Consider the following 19,409-nt stretch of genomic DNA (forward strand, 5'->3'; position numbering starts at 1 on the left):
ATCATTCGGAATTCTACATTCATTATTTGCTTATTTACGATTTACGATATGGGATTTACGGCATTCTTGATAATGGGTACGTTTATTTGAACCTCATTGGAAAATTGTAAGATTTGAAGATTGAAAAATCAGGATGATCAAAGACTATCCAATCCCTCGTTTTTTGTCAATTGTAGTTAATAGGAGATTTCCCCCTTTGGTCGAAATGACTTCCTGACCAAAAGTTTCAACTTCTTAGAGTAAACCTTCACTTTCCGTTGATCCCGTAAATCGTAAATCGTAAATCGTAAATCGTATTTCGTAAATCCCAATTTTTTATCCGCCCCAAAATCCCCGCATTTCGTCACATTCTTTTGAAAAGCTTTCCTACAAGAACTAATCTTGGCTATCGATTAGAAATTGAACTAATGAACACCAAGAAAGTCTTTTATTTGCTTATCCTTTTGGCGCTTGTTTACAATATCGTGTTGATGTTTGCCGATAATAGCGTAGAGAAAGAAGATAGTGAAAAAATCACCTTGAACATTCAAACAAATCTAATTGAACAAAAATAATTCAACTTATTTATTTACAATACATTATGAAGTCAAGAAGATTTGTATTTCGAGATATTGAATGGTGGGTAGCCACCTTTGTGTTCCTGATCATCGTGCTCACCAATATAGTGATTGGTATTGACTACGATAGAATCGAACGATTCTTTGGAAGTGTTTTTATGCCCATTGCTGTGTATTTAGGATTTTACATGATTCATCTGGTAATCATTCCCAAATACCTCAAAGACAAAAAGAAAGGACAGCTGATTATTTTCAGCATATTGACTGCGGCAGTTACCGGTGTACTGGCCGGGGTCTGTGCCGCAGGACTCAGTATCCATGCGGAGAAATTTTTCAGATTCTACTTCAGTATGCTGGCACTTTATCCCGGATATCTTCTGACTTCCCTTCTTCTGCAAAAAATGTTCTTACCTCCAGCATTTAAGGATTTCCAACTCTACAATGGGGTTCGGCTTTTTATGCTGCTGCTCTTCGTGGCCATTTTTCTCATAGCCTCACAGATATTTGTCAATGAAGCCGTGTTTATCATTCTTTTCGTAATTATCCCTAGCATTGTTTTCTTTGTATTGTACAATTACTTCCTATTGTTTAGAAATAAACTGGAAGGTAACAAGAGAGCCTATCGTTGGTTTCTGTGGGGACTTATTTCGATCATTTCCCTGGTGTTTTTTATCATTGCGGTAGAGCAGGGTATCCCCGAAATCATGTTGCTGGGGCTGGGAATGGTCTTACTGCTTATTTTCGTGATCTTTCCCCTTTCCAGTCTTGTCTTCAAAAAATATGAAGATTACATCGGAAAAATAGACGACTTATCCATTCGGGTAAATCAGAGCTCTGCCAACTTAAGTTTTCTGCGTTCACAGATCAATCCGCATTTTCTATTCAATGCGCTCAATACCCTATATGGGGCGGCATTGATGGAAAACGCTGAAAAGACATCTGACGGGATCCAGAAACTGGGAGACATGATGCGCTTTATGCTTCACGAGAATCAGATGGATAAAATCCCGCTTTCCAGAGAGCTGGATTACCTCCGGAATTACCTTGATCTTCAGATGCTTCGTTTTGCAAAAGAGGATCACCTGGATGTTACTATCCATCTGAATGATGATCCTTGTACAGGAGCCATATCTCCTATGCTGTTGATCCCTTTTGTGGAAAATGCCTTCAAACATGGCATCAGTACCAAAAATAAATCCTGGATCAAAATCAACCTACGGTGCATGCAAGGCTCCCTCCATTTGGATGTGGTGAATAGCATACATCCCAAAAAGCAAAGTGAAGACCCGAGGGATGAATCCGGGATCGGGCTGGAAAATGTCAAGAGCAGACTTGCGCATTTTTATCCGCAAAAACATAACTTGACCATCGTGGCAAACGATGCGGAACATTTCGTTCATCTTTCTCTACAGTTGGATTAAAAAACTCTCCCTGAGGGTATTATCTCCTAAATAATGCATAAAGGAAAAACTAAAGGGAAAACCATAAAGTATCTATATGTATGCTAAAGCTATTATCACTTTTAATCATATTCCTGATTTCAAATCTTTCTTTTTCTCAAAATTTAGAAAACAAAATAGACAGTATAATCCATACTGAATTTAGTAATCCCTATGAACCAGGAGGTGCATTTTTGATTTCCAAAAGCGGAAAGTCTATTTATAAAAAGGCTTTTGGTTTGGCTAACTTAGAATTAGATGTGAAAATGACATCTGAAAATGTTTTTCAAATTGGTTCAATGACAAAACAATTTACTGCTGTTGCAATTTTAATGTTGGAAGAACAAGGACAGCTCACTGTAAATGACCCGATTTCCACATTCATCCCTGATTATCCTAATGGAAATAATATTACTATCTATCACCTACTTACACATACTTCTGGAATCAAGGATTTTACCCAAATGAAAACCATTTCCAAGGTTGCACAAAAGGAAATGACCCCAAAAGATATGGTGGACTTTTTCAAAGAAGAACCTGTTGATTTTAGCCCCGGTGAAAAATTTGAATATAACAACTCGGGTTATGTAGTGCTTGGATATCTCATTGAGTTGACATCAGGAGAAAAATATGAAGACTTCATTCAGAAAAATATATTTGACAAAATCGGAATGGAAAATTCCTATTTTGCAAGTGACAGAAGAGTGATAAAAAACAGAGCGTACGGTTATCATCAAAAAAGTTATGAATTCGTAAACAAAACAGCGATTAGTTTTAGTGTTCCTTTTTCTTCAGGTTCCTTGATGTCCACTTTGAGCGATATGCTAAAATGGCAAAATGCACTTAATCAAAATGTATTATTGCAACCTGAAAATCTTGCCAAAGCGTTTACAATGCATAGTTTAAACAACGGTGAAATAATAGAATATGGTTACGGATGGCATTTAAAAAATGAGGACGGAATCCCTACGAGAGAGCACGGAGGAAGTATTTTTGGTTTTAAATCAATGGGTGTTTACGTCCCAAACATGGATATGTATGTTTTGGGGCTGAGTAACTGTGATTGTCATTCTCCGACTCAAATTGTACGAGATATAGCGAGATTAATGGTAAAAACCACATTGGAATAACGTGTCATGTGTCAACGGGTAACAGCAGCTATTACAAATGAGGGGCAAAGCTCTGAAATTATAGAATTTACCCAAAACAAACTCACAACTAAATAGGTAAGTAAATGACTTCCTCTGTAGTCGATCATTTGGAGAAAGAGGGAACTGCTCTACCTATCAATCAATTAAAAAATCAAGAGGAATGATTCAAGCTTTAGCAATAGATGATGAAAATATGGCTTTGGAAGTGATCAAATCACACGCTTCCAAAGTCCCCTTTTTGGAATTGGTCGCCGTTTTTACCGATGCCATAGAGGCGTTGGAATACATCAAAGGAAATACTGTGGATTTGGTCTTTTTGGATATCAATATGCCGGATATTTCAGGGGTTGATTTTGCGGGATTGTTGCCAAAAGAGACAATGGTCATATTCACTACAGCTTATCCGGATTATGCGGTGAAAGGATTTGAACTGGATGCGCTGGATTATCTATTGAAGCCATTTAATCTGGGGAGATTCCTGAAAGCCTGCCAGAAGGCACAGGAATGGCAACTATTACAACCTGGGATCCGGCAGCACCACCTGTATATTAAAACCTCAGAAGGGCAGATCAAAGTGAAGTTTTCAGACCTTTTTTGCTGTGAGGCGACGGGAAATTACGTGACTTTCCATCTGAGAAACCAAAAGCTGATCAGTAGGATCACCCTAGCTGAAATAGAAAAGGAACTTCCGCCTCATTTCATCCGGACCCATCGCTCCTATATCGTCAATGCGGAACTGGTGGACAAGGCAGAGCGCCATCAACTCATCCTTGATGGGCAGTCCTTTCCTGTGAGCATGTCTTTTATGGATACGGTATTGGGCTATTTTGAAAAAGGCTGATTGAGTATTAAAGTGAATCTATCACATCCTTTTTGTAAGCCATTGGGGTTTTTCCTATTCTGTCTTTGAATTGCTTGTTAAAATTGGAAATCGTAGGAAACCCACTTTCATAGCACACCTGGCTGATGTTAAGATCCTCATCCTGAAGTAGTTTTCTAGCATTGCTGATCCGCACGTCTCCCAGGAAATCGGAGAAAGACTTATTTACCCGGGCCTTGAAATACCTGCTAAACGCGCTTTCAGACATATTGGCCAATTCAGCCACTTCCTTTAAGGTGATTTTATTCTTGAAATTATGCAGGACATACTCCAGAATCTCAGAGATTTTATCCTTTTCGTGGGCCGTGTAGTTGTTTTTATAGTCTATTTGGGTGATAGGTTCCAGCTCAGTGGAGTGCGCCAGTACATTTAAAATTTCCAGTAGTCCGATAATACTTGCACCGCCTTGACGGTGTACCAGTTCCTTCATCATTTTAATTACCACCTTATTGGTATGGCCCTTGATTTCAAGACCTCTGTCAGCTCTGGCCAGCAGTTTTCGTATTTCCTCAAATTCATCTTTCTGTAAACTGTCCTTGCCCAGGAAACTTTCCGGGAAATAGATCACAATGTCATGCGTCTCCAGTCTGCTTTCCGGGTCGAAGTAGGCGTTGTCACATCTCCATACGTGAGGAAGATTGGGGCCTGTAAGTACCAAATCCCCTTCCTTAAACGGCTTCATGTGATCCCCTATATAGCGTGTCCCCCTACCCTTCAGAATTACATTTAACTGGTACTCTTCGTGTGAATGCCAGTATTTATCCAGGTATGCCTCACGCAACTCCTTAATCACAAACACCTTATTGCTTGGAATCTTAGATTTCTGTAAAGGCTTCTTCATCTATTCTATCTGATTTATACTTGGATTTATCTCTTTGGAATACGTATTTAATCATAATTCAGTCATTTTTCAAGTGAATTTTATATCAAAGGCCAGATTTGCTATATCAAATCCAGTATTTGGATATATTTTTTAGCGTCCATATTTTCAAAGGATCCAGAACATAAAAAAAGGAGGCATAACATTATGCCACCTTTTTTGAGTTTATAGATAGATTGGGTTACTGGATTTTTAGTTTTATATATAGTACAGTTAGTATGAGACGGCTAGGTAGATCCTCGATGATTGGGGAAATCCATGCGGAAATCACTTAACCCTGCTTCCCTCAGCATCAAACATTCCCATCAGATCACCTTTGGAGTTATCCTCATCAACTTTAGTCAACGATAATGTCACGTCGTATCCACTGATAGTAAAGGAAGTGTTGATTACATCTCCGCTTATAATTGCTGAATCCATTTTTTTCTCCTCTGCGGCACCTTCTTCGATAAAGTAACCTGTGGTCTTACCATCCACTGTTTCAAAGCGTATTGGGATTACGGCATCGCCATGAGGGGTTCCTTTGATCAGCACATTCCACTTGCCTTCGAAATATTCAGGACTGGGCATATGTCCCGCAAATGCTAAACCTAGGGAAAACATAAACAGTGCTCCCGATAGGATAAGTTTGTTTGAATTCATGAAGCTAGGCTTTTGGGTTTGGCTATTGTCTTATTTTGGTACAATAAACATATATTTTTTTAAGCTACAAATATTGTTCAGGGAAAAATTTTATAAACTACCCCTGGCTACATAGAAATCTTGTTTGAATGATACACCTTTTCCAGCCAGCTGCAAAAAAGAGAGAGGGCTTCAGTCCTGTTTCTTGAGTATTTCCAGCACATCTGCAACCCAGTCGCCTGTATCGTCCACATCCTGCTCGTCGGTATGTTTTCCGAGACTGAACCGGATAGAAGCCCTACCCAAATCAGGATCCACACCCATGGCCAGCAGTACATGTGAAGGTTTGGGAGTAATGCTGCTGCAGGCCGATCCGGAGCTCACCGCTACTTTTTGACAAACTTTTCGCAAGAGCTCCTCTCCTTCTACCCCACCAAAAGAAATATTACTTACATGTGGTAAACGGCCATGTTGACTTCCGTTCAAAACCGCGTTGGGTAGCTCTATTAATCTTTGTTCAAGCTTGTCCCTTAGCTCTTTTAGCCTATGATATTCCCCTTGCATTTCACTTAGTCTTATTTCAGCTGCTTTTCCCATCCCGACTATTGCGGGTACATTCAGGGTTCCACTTCGGAATCCTTTTTCATGTCCCCCGCCTGATATCTGCGCATAGGGTTTTGGTAGAGAATGGTTGTGCCGGACATATAAAGCCCCTATTCCTTTGGGACCGTAAAATTTATGTGCCGAAATGGCCAAAAGGTGAACTCCACGTACTGAAATCGGGATTTTTCCCGCTGCCTGTACAGCATCAGTGAAAAAAATGACGTTATTTTCCTCCGCAATTTTTGCTATCTCTTCTATAGGGTGGATTATTCCGGTTTCATTGTTGGCCCACATCAGGCAGATCATCTTGGTATCAGATCTGATGGAAGCTTCAAAGAGTTCTAAATCCAGCGTTCCGTCGCGACGCACCGGCAGATAAGTTACTGCCGCACCCCGCTTCTCCAGTTCCGAAAAACAATCCAACACTGCTTTGTGCTCTGTTTGACAAGTGATATAATGCTGATTGTCTTTCCTTTGAGCGTACCATTCAAAAATTCCTTTGATGGCGAGATTAATGGCTTCTGTAGCCCCGGAGGTAAAAACAATCTCCTTTGATTTTGCTCCAATAAGGTTGGCCACGCGCTCTCTAGCTTCTTCTACAGCATTTTCCGCTACCCATCCAAAGGCATGTGATTTACTGGCCGCATTTCCGAAATGCTCTCCAAACCAGGGCAGCATAGCTTCTATAACTTCAGGTGAGCAAGGTGTCGTAGAGTTATAATCAAGATAAACGGGATAATTCATGCCTGCAAAATAGGGATTTTTATATGGGAAGAAATCGCATAATTCAAGTCTGTGAGAGTTTTCAGGTCCAGAGGATAATTTGTGGGTTCCTTATCTTGTTCCGCGCTAAGTTCGTACTTGTGTCATCGTGCAGGATATCAAAACCCAATTACTTTTCATTGACTTTCTATCAAAGAGTCATATTAGATTTTACTTGGGTTGATGAATTGGCGACATGTAATATTTCTTTAATTTTAAGCATGCAAGAGACATGGACACTTCCTCTCCCAAATTCAGGAAAACTGACCTCAGAAGTCATTAAGCAAGTTTTAGTAGAAAGTAAAATGGATTTAGGCATATTTCTTTCCTATTACTTCAAAAAAGAAGGTGCGCTTGCGGAAAATGTAAGCCTGGACTCTGAGATAAGTATGAAAGACCACAATTCCGGAAGCTTCACCTTGGCGTTTGATCTGGTACACTTCAATGCCTGTCTGGCGATTCATGAGCAAAAGCGCGATCAAATAAATATCAATTTCAAAATCGAAGATAATGGGCTTATTCTTACTGGCCCGTATTGGCCGGAGAGAGGGATGGATGAAATTTAACAGATATTAGAATCAAGAGCCAAGAATCAAGACAGTTGGCAGGGAACAGCTTAAGTCCAAGGAGATTAGTGGGATATATAACTAGAGGGCTGAAAGCCCGAATTGTCAAAACCCAGCCGTCATGGCTGGGTTTTGACTTAGACATAAGCTCACGTGAAACTCTGAAAGAGGCAGCTATTAATAATGATGGAATTCCTGACCATAAAGTGGGTGAAGTCCACATTTCTCAGATCCTCTTTGTGTCATAAGAACCGTGGCAAAGGAACAACTATTATGTCCAGATTTTACCTGATGGAATCTAGGCTCTGGACTCTAGATTCTTGGTCCTTATTACTAATACCTTCATACTTATATCTAGAGACTAACTTCTTTTAATATTCAGATTCAAATCCTGGAATTCACTCTGCTCAATAAACGGCTGGCTTCTAAGCCTTCTTTCGGTGGCACTGTAGATGGCATTTGCGATAGCTCCTCCCGTAGGTGGAAGACATGGCTCCCCAAGTCCCGTAGGGTCGTAGCCACTATCCAGGTAATAGGTATCCACTTCGGGAACTTCCTTCATGCGGATCAGACGATATTTGTCGAAGTTGGTTTGTGTAGGCAAGCCCCCTTCAAAAGTCAGGTTCCCATACATTGCATGTCCCATTCCATCTACTACTCCGCCACGTACCTGATGATCAGCTCCGGTAGGATTGACTACCATCCCACAATCTGTTACGACATGAATTTTCTTCAGTGAAGGAGTCCCGTTTTCCATCTCGATATCAGCCACTTGGGCCACGTATGTTCTATGAGAGAAGTAAACAGAAAATCCTTGCTTTACATTAGGGTTTTTTCCCCAGTTTGACTTCTCGGCAGCTGTTTTAGTCACTGCGATCATGCGATCCACATTATACTGTAGCTCACCTCCTACTGGATTTTCCTTTGCTTTTTCCATTAATTTCAGTCGGAATTCCACCGGGTCTTTCTTTGCAGCTAAGGCTACTTCATCGAGAAAGGACTGCTCCGCATAAGCCAGGAAATTGGTGATAGGGGCCCGCCAGGCATTGGTGGTTATGGAAGATTCGTAATTCACATTTTCTATCAGCACATTATCCACTGCGCCTGAAGGGAAGTTATGCTCCCGTGTGCTGTTGCCGGCATTCATACCAACACCCCGCAGTTTGTATCCAGTCATATTACCCTCTGCATCCAGAGCCGCTTCAAATCTATAGCGGACAGCGGGTCTATAAGCCCCACCAGTTAGATCATCTTCCCTACTCCACGTCAATTTCACCGGGGCATTCATCAGTTTGGAAACATGTACCGCTTCTGCTACATAATCTGCACGCAGCCTTCGACCAAATCCTCCTCCTAGTCGAGTGATTTCCACTGATATATTCTCAGGGGCAATTCCAGTAATCTCTGCGGCAGCCCTTCTGGCACTGTCTGGTGTTTGTGTTGGGCCAACTAATTCCACAGAACCCTCTTTGACATGGGCAAAGAAATTCATGGGTTCCATAGGAGAGTGTGAAAGAAAAGGGCATTGATATTCCGCAGTCACTACCTGAGCAGCATTTTTGAATGCTGAATTTACATTGCCATCTTCCCGCTTTATTTCGGCTTTTCCATTGGCCAGTAAGTCTTTGAATATTTGGTCATGATCGGCAGAGCTCTCCACCTTTCCATCAGCTTCATATTCCACTTTCAAAAGCTTCTTGGCTTTCATCAAGGGCCAGGTGGAAGATCCGACTACAGCCACACTGTTTTCAAAAGTCACTACATCTTTCACCCCTGAAACAGTTCTCGCTTCGGCATCATCGATGGATTTTATTTTCATACCAAAAGGAGCCCGCTGAATCATCGCATGAAGCATCCCTTCTCTATAAAAATCGAGTCCAAAAAGAGGCTCTCCTGTGAAAATCGATTTATTGTCCACATTTTTCACCGGAGTGCCGATGATTTTAAAATCCTTCTTGTCTTTCAATGATACTTCCTCAGGTGGGGTCAGCTGCGCCGCGTCGTTTACTACTTCACCGTATCCTATTTTTTTGCCACTTGCTTTATGATAAATAACCCCCTCAGAAGTGGTCAATTCTTCAGCCGGAACTTCCCATTTATTGGCAGCTGCGGATACGAGTAAGTATTTAGCTGTAGCTCCGGCTTTGCGCAAGCGCTCCCAAGAGTGAGGCATGGCTCCGGATCCACCGGTCAGCTGTCTCTCAAACCTTTCTGTGTCAAGATTGGCCTGGAGCACTCTGACTTTACTCCAGTCCGCATCCAGTTCTTCAGCTACCACCATGGGAAAAGAAGTCTTGATATTCTGTCCCAATTCAGGATTTGGTGAATAAATCACAATATCCCCACTAGGGGCTATGCTTAGGAAAGCATTGAAATTTTGCGCATTCGCCAGTACTTCCTCTGTGCTCAGAACTTCCATTTTTGGAGAGTCGCAGCTCATCCAATTGAAGCCGATAAATAAGCCTCCGGCGGTGGTTCCTGCGATTTTCAGAAAATCTCTTCGGTTAGTTTTAGTCAGTGTAGCCATGATTATTTCGATTTTGCAGCCATCGCAACAGCTTCTCTGATTTTATGATAAGTTCCACATCTACAGATGTTTTTGTTCATCGCCTCATCTATTTCTTCCATGCTGGGGGCAGGATTCTTTTTGAGAAAAGCCGACGCGTTCATAATCTGTCCAGCCTGGCAATAGCCGCATTGGGCCACGTCCACCTCCGCCCAGGCTTTTTGCACAGGATGATCACCATCTTTGGACAGTCCTTCTATTGTCGTGATTTCATCTTCGGTCAGGCTTGCAGCCGGTGTGATGCAGGAAAACATCGCCTCCCCGTTTCTGTGGACAGTGCATGCGCCACATTGGGCTACCCCACATGAATACTTGGTCCCGACTAATCCTAGGTGGTCCCGAAGTACCCAGAGTAATGGTGTATCTTCTTCTACATCAACTGAATGAGCCTTTCCGTTGATTTTAAGGTTTATAAGTGCCATGGGTTATTGATTAAGTTTACCGCATTAAGTTAAAGAAAATCAGGAGAGTAGAGAAACCGACTGTAAAAAAATGGCTTGGCTCCCACTATTTGAATTCATTCTAAAAAAGCAACATTCGTCCCTCAGGAACATCACCCTGATGCGATATTAAAAGGGCACAAACCTAAAAACGCTCTTGTTTCCGGACAGTGCCCACTGACTGTTCTAAAGTCCCGTGTAAGTTTCAGGAAATTAAATCCAGAAATAATCAAGCCTTTCTTGCACCTTTTTGTAGTGTTTCACAGTTAAAGCCACTAGTTTACTTCCATGCATCATAGACTTTTCATGTGATTATATTTTGATTTTCAATAGCCACATGGAATCTCGCATGCATTATAATCTCTCACTCTGTGACGCTCTGCGTCGTGCTCGATTTCATGAATAAGGTTTTATCTAAAACGCTCAAATACCTAATGATTACCATCATTTCAATACTTCTTGTTGTAACCGTCATAGCCGTTCTTTTCATCAATCTTAGTCCTCAATTCGGAGCAAATCCATCTAAAGTTAGGATCCTTCAATATGAAAAGCTTGACTATTTCGAAGATGGGAAGTTCAGTAATCTTACTCCCACCAATATGGACATGGACTTCATCGAGGCGGTAAAGATGCTTCCGGAGTTTTTCAAAAATGATCCAACCCGGAGACCGGATTTTGAAATTCCCGTAGTAAAGAGGGATTCAGTTGAACTGGTAAAAATAAACAATGAGACACGCCTAATCTGGTTTGGACACTCTTCTTTTTTACTTCAGATGGACGGAAAAAATATTCTGGTTGATCCTATGTTTGGGGATGTTCCGGCTCCAAATCCTCTTTTAGGCAAAAAGCGTTTTAGCAATGAGCTGCCTATAGCCATAGAAGAACTTCCACAAATAGACATGGTTATCATGTCCCATGATCACTATGACCACCTGGACTATGGCTCCATCCAGCGACTAAAGACTAAGACCAAATCCTTTTATATGCCTTTGGGAATGGGGGCACACTTTGAAAAATGGGGCGTAGATACTTCCAGAATCCATGAACTGTCTTGGTGGGAGGAAATCCAGGCAGACGGGATATTTCTGGCTTTGACGCCTGCAAGGCATTTTTCCGGTCGAGGGCTTACCAACCGCTTTTCCACACTTTGGGGTTCCTGGGTCATCAAGGGAGAGTCTGATGCGATTTACTTTAGCGGGGACAGCGGGTATGGGCCTCACTTCAAAGAAATAGGTGAAAAGTATGGTCCGTTTGATTTTGCAATGATGGAATGCGGTCAATATAATGAGCGATGGAAAGAGATCCACATGATGCCTGAGGAAACTGCCCAGGCAGCCCAGGATGTTGGAGCCAAGGTATTTATGCCCATACATTGGGCTGCATTTACGCTGGCCATGCATAGCTGGACTGATCCGGTGACACGAGTAATAGATAAAGCGGCCAAAATCAACCAACCGATAATAGTCCCGGAAATCGGGGAGTTTATTATTCTGGGTGAAAATCTTGAAACAATTTCCGAATGGTGGAGATCTCCATCTCGATGATTAAAATCCTGGCTATCAAAGTTTAAAAAAGATGAATTAAGCCTGAATTAAATTCAAATACGTATGAACGATAGAGATATTTCTAATTTCATGAAATCAACCCTGCCGTTTTTTAAGCCATTTTTCCTAATTTGACATTCTAAAATTCATTATAAACAACCTAAAAAACCTATGTCTCAGACTATCAAAGCCGCTATCGTGGGAACAGGATTTATCGGCCCAGCTCATTTAGAAGCACTTAGAAGAATTCCAAATATTGAGGTAACAGGCCTTGTGGAAGTCAATCAAGAAGTGGCTGAAGCTAAAGCAGCAGAGCTTGGAATTGCAAATGCCTACACGTTTGACAATATGCTGAAAGATGACAGCATAGATGTGGTGCATATCTGTACGCCAAACTTCCTGCATTTCCCTCAGGCAAAAGCGTGTATGCTGGCCGGCAAGCATGTGGTATGTGAGAAGCCACTATCCATGACCATCGAAGAGGCGGAGGAACTAGTGGCTGTGGCCAAAGAAACCGGATTGATCAATGCGGTTCACTTTAACCTACGCTATTACCCTATGGTGCGCCAGATGCGGGTCATGCGCCAAAAAGGTGAACTGGGAGATGTTTACTCTGTAATGGGATCTTACCTGCAGGATTGGCTTATCCACAAAACGGACTACAGCTGGAGATTGGATCCTAAGCAGTCCGGCGGATCAAGAGTGGTGGCAGATATCGGTTCCCATCTATTGGATATGACCGAATATGTGACTGGATTGAAAATCACGGCGGTAATGGCCGATTTTTCCATTGTACACCCTACCCGATTAAAACCGCTGAAGGCCGTGGAATCTTTTTCAGGCAAAGCCTTGGATCCAAAGGATTATGAAGAATATGAGGTTAAATCTGAGGATTACGCTACCATTATGCTGCGCTTTGACAACGGTCGCACTGGTTCCATCGTCGTAAGTCAGGTGAATGCAGGACGTAAAAACCGTCTGAACATCGAGATCTCAGGGTCGAAAGCCAACTTTGAGTTTAACGCGGAGAAGCCAAACGAATTATGGATTGGAAAGCGTGATACGGCCAATTCTATATTGATGAAAGATCCTGCTTTGGTGGACGAAGGCGCACGTTCTTTGGTAAGTTTCCCTGGTGGACACCAAGAAGGTTTTCCGGATACCTCCAAGCAGCTTTTCAAAGAGGTGTATGCGGCAGTGAGAGAAGGTAAGCAGCCAGAGTCCCCTACCTACCCTACTTTTGCTGATGGCTTGAGAGAGTTGATCATCGGAGAGGCTATCGTGGAAAGTAATGCGAAAGAAGCTTGGGTAAAGATTTAAGCCTGTTCTCTTCTTAATAGCTAGCTTAAAATTTGTCAGTTGAGCGGAGCCGAGACCCTTCGATTTCGCTCAGGCTGACAATTCTTGTATTTATCTTCTAGTTCGAGTTCAAAGGCTTAATTCTCAAAACCTTTTGTCAGAAATGTTAGCTCAATGACTAGAGGAATTAATTAATTTCTTTATTTTTCCTACATAACAATAAAACTAACAGCAATGAATTTCAAAAAGAGTTTACTGGCAACAGCCCTATTGGCCTTTATGGGAGTAGCGGCCTTTGCCCAAGAGAAAGCCAGCCCGGCAAAAACTGCCGAAGGCACAGTTGGCGATGCCAAAATCACCATTAATTACAGCAGTCCTGCGGTGAAAGGCCGCACGATCTGGGGAGATTTGGTTCCTATGGGAGAAGTATGGAGAGCGGGGGCCAATGAGGCTACCACGTTTACCACTACTAAGGACATCATGGTTGAAGGTAAGACTTTGCCCGCAGGTACTTATAGCTTTTTTGTGATCCCTGGTGAGACTTCCTCTACCTTGATTTTCAACAAGGTTGCCAAGCAATGGGGAGCTTTTGATTATGATTCAAAAGAAGATGCGTTGAGAGTGTCTGTTCCTTCTCAACAGACTTCTTCATTGGAGGAGCGTTTGGTCTATGAAGTAAAGCCCGATAGCTTTGAGATCCGTTGGGAATACGGAAAAGCATCGGCTAAATTAGGCTCATAAGATTAATTCGGTACACAAACAAGAAACCACGGGAGTTATTCCGTGGTTTTTTTATTATTCTACGATGAATTTTATAAGAGTAAATCAAGTAATACTCTAAGTCGTACATGTTGATGAGAGTCACTGACAATTTTCAGATACCTTATAGCCTGAGTTCGATTAATTAATCGATAATTATACCACATGGTATATGTTCTGGCTTACTTTAAACAAACCTTTTCCAAAGTTTCAATTAATTTTAAGAGTTTAATGCAACTATAAATTCTGACAGATATTAAGAAATATCAACTAAACTTCAACTTTGGAAAAGTTGATCAATAAATTAAGGTCGAACTCAGAGGCTTATAGGTTACTTTCAGAAGGAAGTCTTATAAGGTCCCTATCCCCGGGAATTCTGGATTGTCGGAAGAATCTATTGCTATAGGATTCACCAAAGCTCTACCCATTCCATTCCAAGTCACACGCATGGAATCACCATTTTCCAACACAACTTTATTCCCAAAGCTAAAAGCATCAGCTCCATAAAAATGAACATGAGCCTGAAGCGGAATTCTATGGGAGTCGTATTTGAAATGATGAAACTCCAGGTTGGCCAGATTGTGACACATGTTCTTTTGTCCTGTATTGATTGCCGAGCTCCAGATAGGCTCAGAAGCCCGGAATACGGAGACTTCGCCAGAGTAGTTTTCGAAATCCGCATCAATTACGAGTTCAGGCCCTATTGCACAGGTTCTGATTTTGGATGGGGCCAGGTAGAGGTAGTTCATCTTTTCCATGACATGATCGGAAAATTCATTCCCTGTGGTGAAGCCTATTCTCCAAGGTTTTCCTGACCTATCAATAATATAGACCCCTGCTATCTCCGGCTCTTCCCCACCGTCATCGCCGAAGTAAGGGACAGTTAGCGTTTCTCCATGTGCCCGCAATACTGCTCCGTTGCCTTTGTAAAACCATTCAGGCTGAACACCCACTTCACCCTTTGCCGGACTGCCTCCCTTTACCCCCATTTCATACATTTTGAGGCTGTCTGTTGGATTTTCAGACTGACTACTGTTACTATGCATCATTTGCCGGTTCAAAGCACTGTTATGGTGAGTCAATCCCGTGCCTGAGACCATGCAGGCAAAAGGGGATTCGGGATGATCAAAAGAAGGCAATAATTTCCACTCGCTGTTTCCTTCATATATGGAATCATAAACCAGGTTTTCTCCTGATAAATTATCCAGAATCAAATCTTTGATTTTTTTATTCTGATCCAAAGCCTGTAAGGCAAGTTGGTACACTGAATTGACATTGTTTAGAAAAGTCAAATTAGGCTCTTGGACCAGTGCAATTCTTCTTCCATGGGAAGGATGTGTGAGTTGGACAAGTCTTATTTTATTTTGCATTGGAATGTCAAATGAAAGATAAACACCAAAGCAGCGAGCCGCTTTGGTGCAAGAAATCGAATATTAAACATAGAAATTCTCAGCCGTAATCCGTAGAGTTTTTAACAATTATCGAAAGATTAATATACCAGCGAAGGCCAACCATCAGCATCCCAGTGGATTTCCTTTATGACCAACTTTGATTTTCCTTCATCTTCTTTGTCGTACCCATGGGCTACAAAATAGGTTTTCCCATCAAAATCATAAACAGAACAATGTCCCACGGCAACATATTGGTCAGTCTCACCCACAATCAATTCTCCGCCTCCGGCGTACATTGGTGTCTCATTCCTATCCAAATATGGGCCTCTTACATCTTCTGCTCTACCTACGATGGTTTTATAAGTGCTTTCCAATCCCCGGCAACAGTAATCTGTAGAAGCGAATAAGTAGTAATAGCCGTCCCTATGATAAATAAATGGTGCTTCAATAGCTCCATTTCCACCATTCGTGTCAGGTCTGCCAAATGTACGCTCCTGCTGGGCTACTCCATACCACTCTTGTGGTTCGGCCAGAGACTTCATATCCGGTGCCAGCTTCACCAGCTTCAATCCCCCCCAAAAAGATCCAAAAGACAACCACCCTACTGTTTCTCCGGAATTCTCTTTCGAAAAGATGACGTTGGCATCTATCGCATTCCAAAAATCCCTCCCCGGAATGGACTGTACGATCATGCCATGATCTTCCCATTTGTAGTCAGGACTGTCCTGATGCAAGGTTTTACTGGTCATTACACCTATGGCAGAAGTGTTTTTGCCAAAGGCAGAAGGGGAATAATATAGATAATACAGTCCGTTATAATACTGGATGTCCGGAGCCCAAAATCCGCCCCGGTAATCCGGTACGATGTCATCTGTTACCCATTCCAGATTTCTTGGCGCAGGCTCTATTCTAGTCCAGTTTTCCATATCGGTGCTTTTGGCTATTCCCCCATGGGTCAGAAACAAATAATAGAGGCTATCCTGCTTGATCATCACCGGATCATGGGCTATCAGTCCTTTCGAATCATCGGGTATCCTTCGTTGGGCATGTACATTTTGAGAACTTATAGCCAGAATGCTAAAGAAGATGAATAATCGTAGCAATCTTACATGTGAGCTACTTTCTCCATTACTGAAAAATTTATTGTTAAACATGTTTTTTATGGGTTTGAGTTAATTGGATTGGGAATTTCTTCATTGATCCGCAGACAACTTCATTGCATCGATTATCTGACTAGGAATAATAGTCACAAATCAGTTTTGAATAGAGTTCAAGATCTCGGGAAAGAGCTTAAGAACAGTTAGATGTATTTTTTATCGGCTACTAATGGAAAATTTTACAAGGTGTTTTCCACAGTTGCACAGGATCTATCAAAAGATCGATGACCTCTAAACCGGTAAATACTACTAATAAAAAGATTGGGAATACCCTATTCGTTTGCCTTCTTAAAACACTACTGAGAAGGTCACAGCATATAAGAAACTTTATGCCTTCCTAAATTACCCTATTTATTTACAATCCAAAAAGTGACTCTACTGAAAGTAGCACCAAAATATAAGAAAGGCGAAACTGAAGGTTAAATGGCAATTTAAACCGTCTCAGTCCCGCCTTTAAGACTAGAATTTATGTAAAGGCAGAAGCGTTTACTTCTTCAAAAATTCCAAGATCAATTTGTCCACTTCATCCCTATGGGTCAGCGTCAAACCATGGGGAGCATCTTTAATGAGGCGATACTCATTTGTGGCGATTCCTTGTGCTGCCTGCTGGGCTGAAGTCTGGAAAGGCACAATATTATCAGCATCACCATGGAGGATCAGTGTGGGAACATCTATATTTTTCAGTTCTGATCTAAAATCCGTAGTAGCCCAAGCTTCTGCAGCTTTGATCGTCGCGATTGGGGATGCATGACTGGCAATAGAAAAGTCATAATCCAGACTTGCCTGCGATATCTGGCCTTTCAGCTGATCGAAATTGTAGAAGTTTTCATGAAACCCCTTTAGAAAACCAATGCGGTCATTTTTCAATGCTTCCATGATCTCATCTAGGTTTTTCTGAGGGACTCCATCAGGATTGTCATCTTTTTGTGCCACTAATGGGATAATAGAGGCGATCAGCGCAGCTTTGATTACTCTGTCTCCTTCGTAATCAGTGAAATATCTCACTACTTCTCCCCCACCCATGCTAAAGCCTACCAGAGTCACATTAGTAAGATCCAGATGTAAAATCAATTCCCTCAGATCCGTTGCTAACGAGCTATAGTCGTAACCTTCCAATGGTTGGGATGATTTTCCAAATCCCCGTCTATCGTATGCAATCACTCGGTAGCCGCCGTTTATCAAGGTGGCGATTTGTCCTTCCCAGGCTTGGTGACTCAGCGGCCAACCATGAATCAATATGACAGGATCTCCTTGTCCGTAATCTTGGTAAAAGATTCTTACTTTTTCGTTTCCGTTATCGTGTTTTAAAAAGGGCATAGTTTAGTCTTTAGGGTTGTCTCTTTAGAATCTTCAAAAGCAGTGCCGCCTTAAATTCATTGGCAAATGATGTAATTAGAAGGGGATTGTAAATATCCTTACCAAAATGCTTACTCTTTTCGGGAAGTTTATTCCCTATTTTTTCAGTGCTTTTCTGATTGCCGGAGCGACTACATCCCCATATAGCTCAATGGCTTTCATCAGCTTGTCGTGAGGCATAGTTCCCACACTCAAGTGAAGCAAATAGCGCGTCAAGCCCATCATCTCCTGCTGCATCAGAATCTTTTCTATGACTTCCTGGGTACTGCCCAGCACCAAAGAACCGTCTTTGGCCCGCATTGCGTCATATTGACCTCTATTCATCGGAGGCCAACCCCGCTCTTTTCCCAATTGGGTCATCACCAATGCATAGGGGGCATAAAAGTCATCGGCAGCTTGCTGTGAGTCCGCTCCGATGAAACCGTGTGAATGAACGGCAATCTGAATGTCTTCTTGGTTTCTCCCAGCTTTGATCCAAGACTGCCTATATAGATCAGTGAAATAGGTAAAGCGGTCAGGACTCCCACCGATAATAGCCAACGCCAGAGGTAAGCCTTTTTCTGCTGCCCTGACTACCGATTGCGGAGTACCTCCTACTGCCAACCATACAGGGATTTCTTGTTGGTATGGCCTGGGAAAAACACCTCTATTGGCGATAGCGGGCCTGAATTTACCTCTCCAGCTGATTTGCTCACTTTTGTTCAGTTGTAGGAGTAAATCCAATTTCTCCGCAAAGATGGCATCATAGTCATTCAGATCCTGGCCAAAAAGAGGAAAAGATTCGATAAATGACCCTCTTCCCGCCATGATCTCAGCACGTCCTTCGGAAAGTAAATCCACATGGGCAAATTGCTGAAAAACACGGACAGGGTCTTCAGAACCCAGTACCGTGACTGCAGACGAAAGTTTGATGTTTTTGGTGATCATAGCGGCAGCAGCTAACACGGTAGCGGGTGAAGAAACCACAAAATCTGGCCGATGGTGCTCACCTATGGCATATACGTCCAGGCCTACCTGGTCTGCAAGCTGGATTTCCTCCATCAGATTTTTCATTCGTTGTGCGGGAGATAGTGTTTCTCCTGTTTTGGGGTCCGGGGTGAGTTCGGCGAAAGTACTGATTCCTAATTCCATGTTTTGGCTAAAATTTGGTAGCACAACAGGCATGGGAGGGTAAAAAGTTTAGTGAAAAGTAGATTTATTGAAGAGGGTGGGAAGCTGGAAGATTAGGAGGTATCTATTGAAATGGGATTATATCTAGGAATGTACCACATGTAGTTAGTGGTGAAATAGCAAAAGCATAATGAAACAAGGAAAAACAAAGAGGCTGTCTCAAAAGTAGCTAGTTTAAAAGGCTAGTCGATTTCTCGGCTAGCCTTTCCTGTTTTAACTCAAAACATGTATTTTGAGGTGTGCAAAAACAAGACTTAAATGTAGCCTT

16 protein-coding genes are annotated in these 19,409 nt (G+C 42.1%); 7 read left to right on the plus strand and 9 right to left on the minus strand.

Features of this window, described 5'->3' with window-relative positions; all coding sequences use genetic code 11:
• The first annotated feature begins 580 nt into the window (after positions 1-580).
• From LZF95_RS21995 to LZF95_RS22005, 3 genes are all read left to right on the plus strand, one after another.
• Entirely contained in the window at positions 581-1,978 is a 1,398-nt protein-coding gene (locus LZF95_RS21995; protein WP_233757421.1) for a sensor histidine kinase, read from the plus strand.
• An 80-nt stretch (positions 1,979-2,058) separates the two neighbouring features.
• Complete coding sequence (locus LZF95_RS22000; protein ID WP_233757422.1) at positions 2,059-3,126, plus strand: serine hydrolase; 1,068 nt, start codon at positions 2,059-2,061, stop codon at positions 3,124-3,126.
• 181 nt (positions 3,127-3,307) lie between these two features.
• Positions 3,308-3,988: a LytTR family DNA-binding domain-containing protein gene (locus LZF95_RS22005; protein ID WP_233757423.1), complete on the plus strand. Its 681-nt coding sequence runs from the start codon at positions 3,308-3,310 to the stop codon at positions 3,986-3,988.
• A gap of 7 nt (positions 3,989-3,995) precedes the next feature.
• On the opposite strand, the gene LZF95_RS22010 is transcribed toward LZF95_RS22005, so the two are convergent.
• The 3 genes from LZF95_RS22010 to LZF95_RS22020 all read right to left on the minus strand — a co-directional run bounded on the left by LZF95_RS22010 (position 3,996) and on the right by LZF95_RS22020 (position 6,875).
• Positions 3,996-4,868: an AraC family transcriptional regulator gene (locus LZF95_RS22010; RefSeq protein ID WP_233757425.1), complete on the minus strand. Its 873-nt coding sequence runs from the start codon at positions 4,866-4,868 to the stop codon at positions 3,996-3,998.
• Positions 4,869-5,174: 306 nt separating this feature from the next.
• Positions 5,175-5,549, minus strand: a complete 375-nt coding sequence (locus tag LZF95_RS22015; protein WP_233757427.1) for a hypothetical protein — start codon at positions 5,547-5,549, stop codon at positions 5,175-5,177.
• 171 nt (positions 5,550-5,720) lie between these two features.
• Positions 5,721-6,875: a cysteine desulfurase family protein gene (locus LZF95_RS22020; protein ID WP_233757428.1), complete on the minus strand. Its 1,155-nt coding sequence runs from the start codon at positions 6,873-6,875 to the stop codon at positions 5,721-5,723.
• A gap of 239 nt (positions 6,876-7,114) precedes the next feature.
• On the opposite strand from LZF95_RS22020, the gene LZF95_RS22025 reads away from it, so the two are divergent.
• On the plus strand, positions 7,115-7,459 hold the full coding sequence (locus LZF95_RS22025) for a hypothetical protein (protein WP_233757429.1): 345 nt from the start codon (positions 7,115-7,117) through the stop codon (positions 7,457-7,459).
• A 361-nt stretch (positions 7,460-7,820) separates the two neighbouring features.
• Here the strand turns inward: LZF95_RS22025 and LZF95_RS22030 are convergent, their stop codons facing one another.
• Together LZF95_RS22030 and LZF95_RS22035 are read right to left on the minus strand one after the other, a co-directional pair.
• Complete coding sequence (locus tag LZF95_RS22030; RefSeq protein WP_233757430.1) at positions 7,821-9,986, minus strand: xanthine dehydrogenase family protein molybdopterin-binding subunit; 2,166 nt, start codon at positions 9,984-9,986, stop codon at positions 7,821-7,823.
• Positions 9,987-9,988: 2 nt separating this feature from the next.
• On the minus strand, positions 9,989-10,447 hold the full coding sequence (locus LZF95_RS22035; protein ID WP_233757431.1) for a (2Fe-2S)-binding protein: 459 nt from the start codon (positions 10,445-10,447) through the stop codon (positions 9,989-9,991).
• Between the two features lie 452 nt (positions 10,448-10,899).
• Here LZF95_RS22035 and LZF95_RS22040 point away from each other — a divergent pair, with 452 nt between their 5' ends.
• The 3 genes from LZF95_RS22040 (at position 10,900) to LZF95_RS22050 (ending at position 14,049) form a co-directional block, all read left to right on the plus strand.
• On the plus strand, positions 10,900-12,009 hold the full coding sequence (locus LZF95_RS22040; protein WP_233757432.1) for an MBL fold metallo-hydrolase: 1,110 nt from the start codon (positions 10,900-10,902) through the stop codon (positions 12,007-12,009).
• A gap of 171 nt (positions 12,010-12,180) precedes the next feature.
• A complete protein-coding gene (locus tag LZF95_RS22045; protein ID WP_233757433.1) occupies positions 12,181-13,329 on the plus strand; it encodes a Gfo/Idh/MocA family protein in 1,149 nt (382 codons plus the stop codon).
• Positions 13,330-13,542: 213 nt separating this feature from the next.
• Entirely contained in the window at positions 13,543-14,049 is a 507-nt protein-coding gene (locus tag LZF95_RS22050) for a DUF2911 domain-containing protein (RefSeq protein ID WP_233757434.1), read from the plus strand.
• 368 nt (positions 14,050-14,417) lie between these two features.
• Here LZF95_RS22050 and araD1 read toward each other — a convergent pair whose 3' ends face one another.
• The 4 genes from araD1 to LZF95_RS22070 all read right to left on the minus strand — a co-directional run bounded on the left by araD1 (position 14,418) and on the right by LZF95_RS22070 (position 19,102).
• Positions 14,418-15,437: an AraD1 family protein gene (gene araD1, locus LZF95_RS22055; protein ID WP_233757436.1), complete on the minus strand. Its 1,020-nt coding sequence runs from the start codon at positions 15,435-15,437 to the stop codon at positions 14,418-14,420.
• 119 nt (positions 15,438-15,556) lie between these two features.
• Complete coding sequence (locus LZF95_RS22060) at positions 15,557-16,612, minus strand: family 43 glycosylhydrolase (protein WP_233757437.1); 1,056 nt, start codon at positions 16,610-16,612, stop codon at positions 15,557-15,559.
• Between the two features lie 489 nt (positions 16,613-17,101).
• The gene (locus tag LZF95_RS22065; RefSeq protein ID WP_233757439.1) at positions 17,102-17,932 is read right to left on the minus strand and encodes an alpha/beta fold hydrolase; all 831 of its coding nucleotides are present in this window, start codon (positions 17,930-17,932) and stop codon (positions 17,102-17,104) included.
• A 135-nt stretch (positions 17,933-18,067) separates the two neighbouring features.
• Positions 18,068-19,102: an LLM class flavin-dependent oxidoreductase gene (locus LZF95_RS22070; protein WP_233757443.1), complete on the minus strand. Its 1,035-nt coding sequence runs from the start codon at positions 19,100-19,102 to the stop codon at positions 18,068-18,070.
• Positions 19,103-19,409: the final 307 nt, after the last annotated feature.

It is taken from the genome of Algoriphagus sp. AGSA1, assembly GCF_021390545.1.
GTDB lineage: Bacteria > Bacteroidota > Bacteroidia > Cytophagales > Cyclobacteriaceae > Algoriphagus.